Below are 14,156 nucleotides of genomic sequence, written 5' to 3'. Positions count from 1 at the left end.
GCTCTCTTATACTAAAAAGGCTTTTATCTGATATGCAAAAAAGAGTTCTGATACTAGAGGTCAAAAGAAAAAGTAATACCAGATAAGCAATATCCGGTATTACATAATTGAATTGATGTTTATAAATAGAAAATAGCGGTTTAAAAAATCTACTTAAATCATCAGTTTGTAGATACTTTCTACATCCTTTTGATTCAATGAGACAAAACCTCCAATAGTTCCATTTCTACCGGCACCATAACATGCGCTGTGAGCCATATGTTCTATATCTTCACTCTTTGCTCCAAGCTGTTCAAAATTCTTTGGCATTCCAATTGATACTAAGAAATTTGAAAGTGCATTTATACCATCTTTTGCAGTTCTTTCAGGATTTTCAAAATCCATATGACAACCCCATACACGATGAGCAATCTTTGCAAATCTCATTACATCGTGCTTTAAGTTATAGGTAAATACTGCAGGCATTACAACTGCAAGACCAGCTCCATGGGCGCAGTCATATACTGCTGACAGTTCATGCTCAATATCATGACTTGTCCAGTCCTGGGAACGTCCGACACCGCATGAGTTATTGTGAGCCTGCATACCAGCCCACATTATATTTGCTCTTGCCTGATAATTATTAGGATCAGCAATTACTCTTGGACCTTCATGGATCATAGCAAGCAATAGAGCCTCAATCATTCTGTCTGTGGTTTCAACTTCTGTTGTATTAGTAAGATATCTTTCATACAGATGAGCCATGATATCTGTTATGCCACAGGCTGTCTGATATGCTGGTAATGTCTGAGTAAGAGCTGGATTCAGAATAGAAAATTTTGGTCTGATTGCATCTCCTGAAGCACCTCTTTTAAACATTCCTTCCTCTTTTGTTATTACAGAATCAGGAGAACCTTCAGAACCTGCAGCAGAAATTGTTAGAACAGTACCAATAGGTAGCGCTTTTTGTATCTCTAGTCCCTTTTCATAAAAATCCCAAAAATCACCATCGTAAACTGCACCTGCTGCAATTGCCTTTGCTGAATCAATTGAACTGCCACCACCTACAGCAAGAACAAAATCAATATTTTCTTTTTTGCAAAGCTCTATACCTTCATAGACAAGAGAACTGCGAGGATTAGGTCGAACTCCTCCAAGTTCAACATAAGAAAGACCGTTTTCAGCTAAAGATTTTTTAACTCTATCAAGTAGGCCGCTCTTTATTACTGAGCCACCACCAAAGTGAACAAGAACTCTTTTTCCACCAAACTGTTTTACATATTTTCCTGTGTCTTTTTCAGTATTCTTTCCAAAAGAAAATAAAGTTGGTGCGTAGAAAACAAAATTGTCCATTTTTCCTCCTCATATTAGAGACTGTTTTCTAGTAATTTTATGAAAAATAGTTCTTTTTGTAGATAGACAGCGCTCAAGCAATAAGAAAATTCTTTTGCATTATCAAAAATAGGATTTTGCTTATCGCACTGATTATTATCAGAATTTCTAAAAAAGATATATTTTTAAATATGTGTTAGAATAGCTGACATTGTGATATTTAAAGGACACAGTTATGTTACAGGATGATATCAAAACTACAGTAAAGATGGCTTTAACTGAAGATCTAGGTGGCGTCCTAGATCCTAAATTTGATGTTACCAGTCTGCTTATCGATGAAGATGAGTGCGACGAGGCAATCATTATCACCCGTGAGTCTGGTATTTTCTGCGGTAAAGAATGGGTTGAGGAAGTATACAGACAGTTAGGTGGTGACACTGAAATTACCTGGTTTGTTGCAGATGGTGATGCTATTGAACCTGGCACTCAGCTATTCAAAGTTAAAGGCAAAGCAAGAATTCTTTTAACTGCTGAAAGAACAACTCTGAACTTCGTTCAGACTCTTTCAGGAACAGCTACTCTTGTATCACAGTATGTAAAAGCAATGGAAGGAACATCATGTCACCTTCTTGATACAAGAAAGACTCTGCCATGCCTAAGAACAGCTCTTAAGTACGCTGTTGTATGCGGTGGTGGTCATAACCACAGAATCGGTCTTTTCGATATGTTCCTTATCAAGGAAAACCATATCATGGCTTCTGGCGGTATCGCTAATGCTGTAGCAAGAGCTCGTAAGCTAAGACCAGATCTTAAAGTTGAGGTTGAGGTTGAAAACCTTGATGAACTGCACCAGGCTCTTGATGCAAAGGCAGATATCATTATGCTTGATAACTTTGAGTACAACATGATGATAGAAGCAGTAAAGATCACCAATAAGCAGGCTAAACTTGAAATTTCAGGTAACGTAAACATTGATACAATTGGCAAATTTGCAGCTACAGGTGTAGACTTTATCTCTGTTGGTGCTTTAACCAAGAATGTACGTGCTCTTGATCTTTCAATGAGAATCGTAAAAAAATAATTTCCTGAATTATTAGCTTTCAAGAAAGAGCCTTCTAGGCTCTTTTTTTATATGGTGTATTATGCTGCAATTATTTTTAAAACTGCACTTTGCTGTTTTATTAGCTGGTTTTACTGGTGTTTTTGGAAGACTCATCAGTTATGATGCATTTATTCTTGTATTTATAAGATTTTCAATTGCAGCTGCCTTTATCTACTTTATATTGAAGGCAATGCATAAACTCAAGAAATTTCCTGTAAGACATAAAATACATGGCATAATTACAGGTGCTATTCTTGCAACACATCTTGTACTGTTTTACCTATCAATAAAACTATCAAATATATCTATAGGAACCGTTACTCTTGCAACAACAGGTTTCTTTACAGCTGTTCTTGAGCCACTTATCATAAAAACTCGTTTTGACAAATCAAATTTCGTTTATACACTTTTATCCGTATTAGGACTTTTCCTTATTTTCAACTTCGATACAAAATTCAGATTAGGCATTGCTGTAGGACTTATAAGCTGTTTATTTTCTTCACTTTTTGCAGTATTCAACAAAAAATTCAGTTACAAAAAAGATCCTTACACTTTTGTAAATTATCAAATGTTTGGTGGTTTTGTATTTATGCTTATATGTGCAGTGCCATATCTTGCTTTGAATGATGAGCCAATTGAATTTAGAAAACTTGATATATTCTATCTTGTACTGCTAGCAACTGTATTTACTGTTCTTTTGTATCTTCTAGTGGTTCAGTTGTCAGAAAAACTGTCAGCTTTCACTATATCTTTAACATTCAATCTTGAACCTGTATATGCAATTCTAATTGCTATGATCCTTTTTAATGAAAATAAGGAGCTGAATTTTTCTTTTTATTTAGGTGTTTCTTTAATGCTGATCTGTGTTTTTCTTCAGAACAGAAAGATAAAAAAACATATTTCAGATAGGTAGATTCTTTATGTTGGAAGGAGGCTAATGCCTCCTTTTATAATCTATGAGAATTCCACATTTACTCTTGGCATAATGTGGCAGGTTAATTCATAAGGAATGGTATTGCATAAAGATGCAATTTTCTCTACAGGTAAACCATCTCCCCATAAAACGACTTCATCGCCAACCTTATCAGTTGCATTTTCACCAAGGTCTACAAAAAGCATATCCATGCAAACATGACCTGCTGTAGGAACGATTCTTCCATTTACAAGTACAGGTGTTCCATTAGGAGCACTTCTTGGATAGCCATCACCATAACCTGTTGCCACAATACCTATGGTTGTATCTTTATCTGCAACATAGTAGGCGCCATAACCAACCTTATCGCCTTTTTTGATCTTATGTGTCGCTAGTATACGGCTTTTAAGAGTCATTACAGGTTTTAACCCAAGGCTCTTTGCATCTTCATCTTCAAATGGAGAAATACCATACATGATAATGCCTGGTCTTACCCACTGAGTGTGAGATTCTGGCCATCTGCATATACCAGCAGAGTTTGCTAGGCATTTGTCTCCATCAAATTCCTTTGCAATTTCATTGAAAAATGCAATCTGCTCTTTGTTGTATTCAACATGTGATGGGGTATCTGCAACAGATAGATGAGAAATAAGACCTATTGGTTTTATAACGTTTGGAGATTTCTCAAGACGTTCCTTTAATTTAAATATCTGAGCTTTATCATGAGATCCTAAACGATGCATTCCCACATCTATTTTCAGCCATGCATGAATAGGCTTTGTCAGTTTTACCCTTTCAATAGCCTCTACTTGCTCTTCATCATGAACAGCAGTGAATAAATTAAATTTAGAAATGTAGGCTAGATCTTCATCGTTGTAAAAGCCTTCAAGTAACACAATTGGCTGCTTTTCAATTCCATGCCTGCGTAATTCCATTGCCTCAGAAATTCTTGATACAGCATATGCATCAACTCTTTCTTTAAGTGCATCAGCAACTGCAATAAGTCCATGTCCATAGGCATTTGCTTTTACAACTGCTATGATTTTTGAGTTTGGAACCTTTGCTTTAATTACTTTTATATTATCAATTAATGCCTGTTTGTTTATAAATGCTGTTACGCATTGCATGTCTTATTATCCTTTTTATTGATATGGTACATTATCAGGAAGAGGAATATCGTCCTGATAACTTGACACTTCATCTTTGTTATAGAAGGTTGTGTAGGCACCCTGGAACTGAAGTTCAATATCTTTTGTTGAACCATTTCTGTTCTTACTTACAATTAGAGTAGCCTTTCCATCACCGTCATTTCCTGCCTTATATACATCCTCACGGTGAATGAACATAATCATATCGGCATCCTGCTCAAGTGATCCTGATTCACGAAGATCAGAATTCATTGGGCGGTGATCCTTACGGCCTTCTACTTCACGATTTAACTGGGCAAGAGCAAGAATTGGTACATCTAGCTCTTTTGATAACTGTTTTAAGGAACGAGAGATTTCACCAACTTCCTGAGCACGGTTTTCAAGCTTTGTCTGTGATTTCATAAGCTGAATATAATCAACCATGATTACAGACAGTCCACCGTTATCAAGTGCAATTTTTCTTGCTCTTGAACGTAACTCCAATGGAGTTAGTGCAATATCAGAAGTATCATCAATGTAAAGCATTGATCTATCCTGATTGCTTTCATCTTTTCTTGTTAACAGCTTAACTTTCTGAATAATTCTGTGCCACTGATCTGCAGAGGCTTTACCAGAAACAAGATCTTTACCTGATACTCTACCAAAGCTTGATAACATACGGGTTGCAATTTCTTTTGCTGGCATTTCTAGGGAGAATACAAGAGCTGGTCTTGTTTCATTCAGATCCATTGCAATATTAGCAACAATATTCATTGCAAAAGAAGTCTTACCAACACCTGGACGTGCAGCAATAATATTGAGTGTGCCACCTCTAAGTCCTGATGTAAGATCATCAAGCTCTCTAAAGCCAGTTGCAACACCATGCATCTGCTTGTTTGAATTCATATCAGACTTGATCTGCTCAATCAGTTCAATAGCAACTTCAGTCATCTGTTTAGGACCAGAATTCTGACCTGCATTTCTTGCTTCTGATACCTCATAAACAAGGCCTTGAGCTTCATCATAAATATCTTCTACAGATCTGCTCTCTGGAAGATAACAGATTTTTTCAATATGCTGACATACAGTTATAAGCCTTCTTCTTCTGGCAGTATCTCTGATAATTTTTGCATATTCTGCGATGGCCGCTACAGGAGATGTAATATCCTGCAATGAAGCTATATAAGGAGCTCCACCAGCTTTATCAAGAGTACCAGCAGTTTCTAATTCAGCACTTAAAACTAACGGATTAAAATCATCAGTTGTAGCAGCTCTTTTTAAGATCTGCTCATAAATAATGCGATGCTTTTCAGAAAAGAAATCCTTACTGTCGAGCATGCCGACATTTTCTCTAACCTTTTCTAGGAGTTTACCATCAGTCAAAAGAGCACCTAAGAAGTTACGCTCGGCCTCTTCATTCTTTGGCATTTCCTTTAAAGTATTAAGAATTTCCTGATCTTGTCTGTAGTTCTTCTTTTCAGCCATATCTGTATAAATTTTGTATTTTGTTCAGAATAGATATTTTAAACCATATTACTTTGGCATTGATAATATTAAGCAATAATTTTTAAGAAAGATCTGCTTTTTACTTATACAGGGATTACAGTAAAACAAAACATTGTAGAGTTTATTTTGTAAAGGATTGATTAAGTGGCGCACCCGAAGAGATTCGAACTCCTGACCGATCGGTTCGTAGCCGATTACTCTATCCAGCTGAGCTACGGGTGCAAGATAATCTGTTTGTACAAATTTCACTTCGTAAGTGGCGGATAGAGAGGGATTCGAACCCTCGATACAACCCTTAAAGTCGTATGCTCCCTTAGCAGGGGAGTACCTTCAGCCTCTCGGTCATCTATCCGCTGAAAATTTGTGTGACATAGTATCGTTTTTTTATTGTGACTTGTCAAGCATTTTTTTAAATATTTAACATTAGAACCTTTATGTAACAAGCTCTTTTAAAACTTGTCAGCATTGAACTGATTTTTAGTATTAAAAACAGAATCTATTCTTTTGCCGAAAAATTCCATTTTTTTAGATGGTTTAGCCATTTTATCTGTTTTTTATAAAACTCTTTAACTTTATCTAGCAAGAATTCCCCCACCTCTATAGGTGGTTGGGATGAATTGCTCCACTATATAGATGCTGTAAATAATATATGAATTATAGTAAAATAAAAAAAAGAACCGAGGGGCACTCGGGGATAGCCTGCTGTGAGGTAAAAGCTCACTGCTTAGCTCATTAGAGCTATCGAACAGAATGATGTGGTGACAAGGAAAATTATGAACGGTACTTCCTTGAACCGCATTATTCAGTCTTAAGTTTCTATCCTAGGCAGAACCTTTAAATTGAATAGTGTGATTGTTTAACAAACAACAATGGAGCTATTCAATGGCGGGCAATTCTCAAAAGCTAAACGAAGGCGAACTTGCTTTATACAGCATGCAACTATCTGCAGGATATGTTCCTGTAGGAGTTGATCTGGCAGCAAGAGTATTTCAGGTTTGCTATCTAACAGAAAAGCAAAAGATTAAGAATAAAGCCTTATCTCGCGAAGCTTTCCTGGATTTTCTAAAATCTCCTCCTTTCAGTCAACCTTTGATGGTTGGATTTGAAGCATGCGGATCATGTAATTACTGGGCAAGATTTATTGAGAATCTTGGACATAAGTACAAAATCATGCCGGCAGCTTCAATCAGAGCTTTTCTGGGCTTACAGAAGACAGATAAGATTGATGCCCTTGGAATATTTAAAGGCACTATCTGTCCTTCTGTCAGAACCATAAGAGCAAGAGATGAAGAGAATCAGACACTGATGAATCTGCTTGCGACAAGAGAACAGCTTCTAAAACAGCATACACAGTCCATGAATGCACAAAGAGCAATGCTTTATGAGTTAGGAGAAATCTGCGGTGAAGGTGCTGCAAAGATAGATGCTGCAACCGAGAAAATGAAGTTATCACTTGAGGAGAATCATTCTGATGCTATTTGTAATTTCAGGATGATCGCAGAGCCTTTTAAGGCAAACCGAGATTCACTTGAAGCACAGATTAAACAGATTAATCTCTACCTCAAGCAGTACGCAAAGAATAACAGAACAGTACAGAATCTGATGACCATACCTGGTATAGGAGTCTTATCAGCAGTTACTTTACATGCGGTACTGGGAAATCCAGATGATTTTCCTAATTCAAGACATTTTGCATCCTTTGCAGGCTTTGCTCCCCGTGTATCAGGCTCAGGAGGTGAAGTAAACGTAGGCAGTATTCCACACTCCGGCAACAGGCAGTTGAAGAAGATTCTTTTTATGTGTGCCTTCGCCAGATTTGCTCAGCAGTCGAGAAAAGCTTCAGCAGAAACACAAGCCTCGAAATTAACACAGCTGATAGATAATCCGGAGATATCCAATAAAAAGATTATCTGCTCAATTGCCAACAGGCTTGCCAGAGTGGCATGGACTATTGCCAAATCAGGACAGCCGTTTGATGCAAAGAAATGCAGATTGTTAGGCTAAAAGCCTTGTTTATAATCGTCAAAAAATGAGCTTTAATATTTCATAGAGAGACTTGGTACTGTTCACTCTTTATGAGATTGAAGCTATGGCGTGCAGGGGAAAAGGATGAGTCTCTTCCTGAGTAAATCTCTTTGTGTTAAAAATCACTTTCGTGATTTTTAACATTTGCACGAATTATCCCTCTTTACCTTGCATGTAAGGATTTGGTTTAAGTATATAAGGCTTCCTTTTGAAAAGAAATGAACAGAATTATCCCTCTGAACCAAATCTGCCGGTATTCGAACAGTCATTATGGGACGATAACGGCTCTTTGAGCCTGTCTGTTTTAAATGAAGGTCAGGATTGAGATGGTAAGATTTTATTATTGTCTAGAAAAAAACTTTGTTATGAGGAAGTAATCCACTGTCATCTGAATTTGATGGAAGTTAAGAATATAATTTAAAACTTAATAAAATTTACACTATGAATTATCCCTCTAACTGAAATCAGACCTGATACTTAAGCAGGCAGGCCCAAAGGGCGGTTATCATAAGCCCTTATATAGAGATGGTCATAAACTGACGATTAACCAAAAGAGAGCACTCTTAAGAAAAGAATAAGGGTGGTCTCTTTTCTTTTATAATCAGCAATATCAAAACAAGCCTTTAAGGCGAAGCGTCATCAGCATGGGGCTGAGCGCTAAATGATTATAGAAGGAGTACAAAAGATGACCACCCACAGTTATTCTACAAGTCCACGTGCCATTATTGCAAGTCTAAATAAGACAATAAATCAAAATAATGCAGAACCTGCGTTATCAGTAAACATCAACAGCGACAGGACCATTACGCTTATCGATGGACTCAAGCCAATGGGCATTGATCTCGCAGCAAGAAAATATCAGATTTGCTATCAGGACAGTATGGGTAGACTGATAAACAGAGAGGTCTGCAAATCTGAGTTAAGACAGTTTTTTATCAATACTGAGGATAAATATTTAATCTGTATTGAAGCCTGCTCAGGTGCATCCTACTGGTCAAGATTTGCTCAAGCGTATGGACATACAGTAAAAGTCGTATCAGGCAAAGCAACCAGAGCACTAAGCAGGCTTAAAAATAAAGATGACTTTACTGATGCCTATAATCTGTATCAGTTACTGTTTATGCCGGGGTTGACCTCATGCCAGATACGTACTGAAGAGGAGTTGGCCATGAGTGCACTTATCAGTGAGAAAGAAGCTCTTTTAAAAGATCTGAATGAGCAGACCAACAAGACCAGAAGCTTCCTTTTAGAAACAGGAGAATACGATGATGTTATCAGAGGTGGACCATCAGCAGTATATGCAATTGACCGTTACCTGAATAATCACCAGCATGATTTCTCAGAGCACAGGTATTCCATACGCTGTTTTGAAGTTTTAAAGGCAACGATTGTATTCATCTCAAAGAGGATTGATGAGATAAATGAACTTATCAGTGAATATGCTCAGCATAATGAAAATGCAAAACTGCTGATGACTATTCCCGGAATAGGTGCAGAAACTGCAGTTCCGATTGCCATAGGCGCAAAAGACATAAGTAGATTTGACAGTGCCCGTCAGTTTCAGGCGTTCTTTGGCTACCATACCTGTCATTCTGGCTCAGGTGGCAAGGTGGTTATGGGAAAGATGGCATCAAATGGGGATAGAGCTGTAAAAAGAAATCTGTATGAAAGTGCTCTGTCTGTTTACCATCAGGGAAAGTGTAATAATGAACCTCGTTCAGAATGGATTGCATCCAAGGCAGAACAAAACAAGGCAGCCTTTAAGAAAGGAATGATTTGTATAGGCAGCAAAATCCTCAGAACCTCCTATGGAGTACTCAAATCTGGGAAACCATACAATCCTGCTGTTGATAACAGTTTAGGCAGGATGAAATCCAAACTTCACAGAAGAAGTAATCCTAAATACAGAGAACAGGGATTGGATGCAGTACTGCAGAGCAAGTATGAGCAGGAGCTAAGTTTATCTGCTTTAGATTAACCACCTATTATTTAAAAGATTTCTAAAACAATTTAACAACAAACAAATCCTGATTTACAAAACTACACGAAACATTTACTCCAACACGCATGGCAAATGATAGACCTAAGAGTCTTTAAAAGAGAATTTAGCGGTGGAGTTTCAAAAAGAATGATTGATCTCAAGATAGAGAAACAGCTCGACTCATGATTATAGAAGTTTCATTTGTAGGTAGAATAACCGAAAAGTCACTGGATAAGTAAAGAAGGCTGAGTTAAAGAATAAGGACGAACTATAGCGGAAAGATTGATTCTGGCCTAAGGGTAAATGATCTTAACTGAAATATAATTGGATTAGCTTCCAATATATTTTTATTGTCTGGAAAAGAATCAAAATCAGACAAACAATGTCTGATTAAACAATAAGTTATGAATAAAGTTCTGCAAGGGACAGTGCTAGTCAAAAAGTTTTACAAAATGATTGACATCCGAGTCGTCACCATATAGGAAGCCCTTACCTCTACAGGTAGGGGAGGATGTCACTGAAATCTCTATGAATATCACCGATTAGCTTTTATTTTTTTGATAATCTGATTTATATCGTTTTTTTAATCAGCTTTATTTTTTTCTAAAACAATGTTCATAAAAAGCACAAAATTATTGTCTCTTGTTTTTGTCTTTGCATGCTCTCTTTTATGTACTGCATGTATGGGGGAGTACGCCGGTGCAGATGAGGAGAAAATTGCAAAAACTTTCACTGTAAAAGATAAATCGAAAAGTCAGATATATATCTATAGACCTAACCACCTATACGGCAGCTGGGTCAAAAAAAGAGTATGGATTGATGGAAAGAGTGTTGGTGATATTGTAAGCGGAAGCTTTACCGTAACAATAGTTGATCCTGGTTATCATGTAGTATCTACACGCTCAGAATTTGGCAATAACCATATCCTTGTCAGAACAAAAAAAGGTCACAATTATTTTGTAAAACAGAACATAAAATATGGTGTATTCAGCTCAGGATCTGGAATAAGACTTATGAAACCTGATTATGCAAAAAAGATTATCAAAGATCTTGATCTGCTGATTGATGCGAATGATGAAGGCTATGATATAGATAAGAAACAAATAGAAAAAGTTAAACAGGAAATGATAAACAAGCGCACTGCAAAAATAGAATATCCTGCAAAATAGAGTGCAGGATATTATGATTATTTCTCTGACTGATCCTTTTTGTCAGGATCTTGTTTGTTTTGGATGCGCTCAATATTAACGCTTTTTGGAGCTTCAATACCAATTCGCACCTTTCCACCTTTAATATCTATTACCTTAACAGTAATATCACTGCCAAGCTTAATGGTGTCACCAACTTTCTGTGATATTACCAGCATAGAATTAAACTAAATCAGATACTAATGAGTCAACAGCAGCAATAGCCTTATCAAGACCTGCAACATCGGTACCGCCAGCCTGAGCCATATCAGGTCTGCCACCACCTTTACCGCCAACGTATTTTGCAACTTCGCCAACTAAAGCACCAGCCTTTACCTTATCTGTCAGATCTTTAGAAACTGCAGCAATAAGACTTACGCGACCTTCACATGCAGAACCTAAAACAGCAACATATGAGGTCATACGTGACTTGATGTTATCGATTGCAACTCTCAGCTCTTTTGCTGTGTAGTTATCAATCTTAGCGCTGATTACAGTTACACCCTTTACGTCATGAGCCTGATTTATTAAAGAAGCGCACTCAAGAGCAACAATCTTCTCTTTTAATGACTCATTTTCCTTCTCTAAAGCTTTTGTATGCTCAAGAACAGCACTTACCTTCTCGCTAACAGAAGCGTTATTGCCAAGCTTAAATAATGCCTTGCTCTTTGCAACATCATCATATAAGCCATCTAAGTACTCGATAGCTGACTTACCAACTAAAGCTTCGATACGACGGATACCTGAAGCGATTGATTCATCTGATAGAAGAACAAATGCACCTAAATCACCTGTTGCAAAAGTATGGGTACCACCACAAAGTTCCTTTGAGAAATCTCCCATTGAAACAACGCGAACCTTTTCATCATACTTTTCATCAAACAGCGCAATAGCACCTGACTTCTTAGCATCATCAAGATCCATAATCTGGGTTTCAACTTTCAGATTTGCCTGAATTTTTGCATTTACAAGATCAGCAATCTGCTTCTTCTCATCAGCAGTTAATGGCTTTGATGTTGAGTAGTCAAAACGAAGTCTGTCATTAGCAACGAAAGAACCTTTCTGAGCTACGCTGTCACCAATTACAAAACGGAGTGCTGAATCTAAAAGATGAGTTGCACTGTGATGCCTTGCAATATCAGCTCTGTTTTCTTTATCAACAGATGCGTTAACAGTATCGTTCTTCTTGAAAATACCGATATCAACACGGCCTACATGAATTGTAGCCTTAGCAACATGCTTGGTGTCTTCAACGATGAAACGTGCATCATCACCAATAGTGATAATACCCTTATCACCAATCTGACCACCCATTTCACCATAGAAAGGAGTCTTATCAAGAACAATGACAGCCTTCTCGTCAGTTGAGATTTCGTCTGTTTCAACACCATCCTTGAAAATGTGGGTGATCTTTGCACTGTCATTTAAGGTATCGTAACCTGTAAATACAGTGTTTTCAGTAATCTTTAATTCCTTGTTGTAGTCAATACCAAAGGTTGATGCTGACTTAGCACGAGCTCTCTGCTCTGCCATGCACTTGTCAAAGCCTTCCATATCTACAGTATAACCACGGTCACGCACAACGTCACCGGTTAAATCTGCAGGGAAACCGTAGGTATCGTACAGTTTGAATACAACATCACCAGGAATTACCTTGCTGTCACCTAACTTTAACAGCTCGCTCTCAAGAAGGTTCAGACCTCTATCTAGAGTATTTAAGAACTGCTCTTCTTCTTTCTTTAAGGTACGCTCAATCAGATCACGTCTTTCAACAAGCTCTGGATAAGCATTACCCATTAACTGACCTAACTTGTTAACAAGCTTATAGAAGAATACATCTTTTGCACCTAACAGACGACCGTGACGAACTGCTCTTCTGATAATACGGCGCAGAACATAGCCACGACCTTCATTTGAAGGTAATACGCCGTCTGCAATTAAGAATGAGCATGAACGGATGTGGTCTGAAATTACGCGCAGTGACTTTGACTTAAGATCTGTTACACCAAGAACTGATGCTGCTTCTTTTTCAAGCTCAACAAACAGATCAATGTCATAGTTATTGTGAACGCCCTGTAAAACAGCAGCAATACGCTCAAGACCTAAGCCGTTATCGATCATTGGCTTTGCAAGAGGTACGAATGTGCCATCTGCCTGACGGTTAAACTGCATGAACACGATGTTCCAGATCTCAATAAATCTGTCACCATCCTCATCAGGAGAGCCTGGAGGGCCACCCTGAACCTCTTCACCATGATCGTAGAAAATTTCTGAACAAGGACCACAAGGACCGGTATCACCCATCTGCCAGAAGTTGTCTGATTCATACAGACCGCCCTTGTTATCGCCAATACGTACAATCTTATGCTCTGGCACACCTACAACATCCTTCCAGATGTTATATGCTTCATCATCCTTATCATAAACTGTAACCATTAAGGATTCTTTAGGCAGCTTGTATACTTCTGTTAAAAGAGTCCAAGCATAAACGATTGCCTCTTTCTTGAAGTAGTCACCGAAACTGAAGTTTCCGAGCATTTCAAAGAAAGTATGATGACGTGCTGTATAGCCAACATTATCAAGATCGTTCTGCTTACCACCTGCTCTTACACACTTCTGAGCTGTAGTCGCACGAACATAATCACGCTTTTCTTTACCTAGGTATATGTCCTTAAACTGATTCATACCTGCGTTTGTGAACAGCAAAGTAGGATCGTTGTATGGAACTAAAGAACTAGAACGGACAATTGTATGACCGTTTTTTTCAAAGAATTTCAGATAAGCTTCACGTATCTGATCAGTTGTCATGTACATTTGTTTTGGATCCTATTGTTTAACAAATTAGGTCAGATTATACATTGTTTTGAGCTTTAGAGCATGTTTTTTGATTATTCTTGACAGGCTTTTTTAAGATAATAAAGTAAATCAATATGATAGATATCAGATTGTTTATGACATTTATGAAACATCAACTGATTCTTTTGCAAGTCCAAATGCTCTTATG

10 protein-coding genes and 2 tRNA genes are annotated in these 14,156 nt (G+C 37.6%); 5 read left to right on the top strand and 7 right to left on the bottom strand.

Annotated elements, in window-relative coordinates:
• Positions 1-153 precede the first annotated feature (153 nt).
• Positions 154-1,332 (bottom strand): iron-containing alcohol dehydrogenase, encoded by a 1,179-nt coding sequence (locus tag ACJML3_RS04780; protein ID WP_406021080.1) that lies wholly within the window; start codon positions 1,330-1,332, stop codon positions 154-156.
• A gap of 214 nt (positions 1,333-1,546) precedes the next feature.
• Here ACJML3_RS04780 and nadC point away from each other — a divergent pair, with 214 nt between their 5' ends.
• Both nadC and ACJML3_RS04770 read left to right on the top strand, forming a co-directional pair.
• Complete coding sequence (gene nadC, locus ACJML3_RS04775) at positions 1,547-2,392, top strand: carboxylating nicotinate-nucleotide diphosphorylase (protein ID WP_406021078.1); 846 nt, start codon at positions 1,547-1,549, stop codon at positions 2,390-2,392.
• A 61-nt stretch (positions 2,393-2,453) separates the two neighbouring features.
• Entirely contained in the window at positions 2,454-3,326 is an 873-nt protein-coding gene (locus ACJML3_RS04770; RefSeq protein WP_406021076.1) for a DMT family transporter, read from the top strand.
• A gap of 41 nt (positions 3,327-3,367) precedes the next feature.
• On the opposite strand, the gene alr is transcribed toward ACJML3_RS04770, so the two are convergent.
• The 4 genes from alr to ACJML3_RS04750 all read right to left on the bottom strand — a co-directional run bounded on the left by alr (position 3,368) and on the right by ACJML3_RS04750 (position 6,311).
• Positions 3,368-4,453, bottom strand: coding sequence for an alanine racemase (gene alr, locus ACJML3_RS04765; RefSeq protein ID WP_406021074.1), 1,086 nt, complete (start codon positions 4,451-4,453; stop codon positions 3,368-3,370).
• A gap of 15 nt (positions 4,454-4,468) precedes the next feature.
• Positions 4,469-5,938 (bottom strand): replicative DNA helicase, encoded by a 1,470-nt coding sequence (gene dnaB, locus ACJML3_RS04760; protein WP_406021072.1) that lies wholly within the window; start codon positions 5,936-5,938, stop codon positions 4,469-4,471.
• A gap of 166 nt (positions 5,939-6,104) precedes the next feature.
• A tRNA-Arg gene (locus ACJML3_RS04755) sits at positions 6,105-6,181 on the bottom strand.
• 35 nt (positions 6,182-6,216) lie between these two features.
• Positions 6,217-6,311: transfer RNA gene (locus ACJML3_RS04750), tRNA-Ser, on the bottom strand.
• Positions 6,312-6,841: 530 nt separating this feature from the next.
• On the opposite strand from ACJML3_RS04750, the gene ACJML3_RS04745 reads away from it, so the two are divergent.
• From ACJML3_RS04745 to ACJML3_RS04735, 3 genes are all read left to right on the top strand, one after another.
• On the top strand, positions 6,842-7,963 hold the full coding sequence (locus ACJML3_RS04745; RefSeq protein WP_406021070.1) for an IS110 family transposase: 1,122 nt from the start codon (positions 6,842-6,844) through the stop codon (positions 7,961-7,963).
• Between the two features lie 706 nt (positions 7,964-8,669).
• Positions 8,670-9,962, top strand: coding sequence for an IS110 family transposase (locus tag ACJML3_RS04740; RefSeq protein WP_406021068.1), 1,293 nt, complete (start codon positions 8,670-8,672; stop codon positions 9,960-9,962).
• 638 nt (positions 9,963-10,600) lie between these two features.
• Complete coding sequence (locus ACJML3_RS04735) at positions 10,601-11,134, top strand: DUF2846 domain-containing protein (RefSeq protein WP_406021066.1); 534 nt, start codon at positions 10,601-10,603, stop codon at positions 11,132-11,134.
• Between the two features lie 17 nt (positions 11,135-11,151).
• Here ACJML3_RS04735 and ACJML3_RS04730 read toward each other — a convergent pair whose 3' ends face one another.
• Together ACJML3_RS04730 and alaS are read right to left on the bottom strand one after the other, a co-directional pair.
• Positions 11,152-11,331, bottom strand: coding sequence for a carbon storage regulator (locus tag ACJML3_RS04730; RefSeq protein ID WP_406021064.1), 180 nt, complete (start codon positions 11,329-11,331; stop codon positions 11,152-11,154).
• A gap of 4 nt (positions 11,332-11,335) precedes the next feature.
• Positions 11,336-13,966, bottom strand: a complete 2,631-nt coding sequence (gene alaS / locus ACJML3_RS04725; protein WP_406021062.1) for an alanine--tRNA ligase — start codon at positions 13,964-13,966, stop codon at positions 11,336-11,338.
• Between the last annotated feature and the right edge of the window lie 190 nt (positions 13,967-14,156).

This window comes from Succinivibrio sp. (assembly GCF_045124615.1).
Lineage (GTDB): Bacteria > Pseudomonadota > Gammaproteobacteria > Enterobacterales > Succinivibrionaceae > Succinivibrio > Succinivibrio faecicola.
Note: the sequence above shows the minus strand (reverse complement) of the source record. Positions and strands in the feature narration are given on the sequence as shown.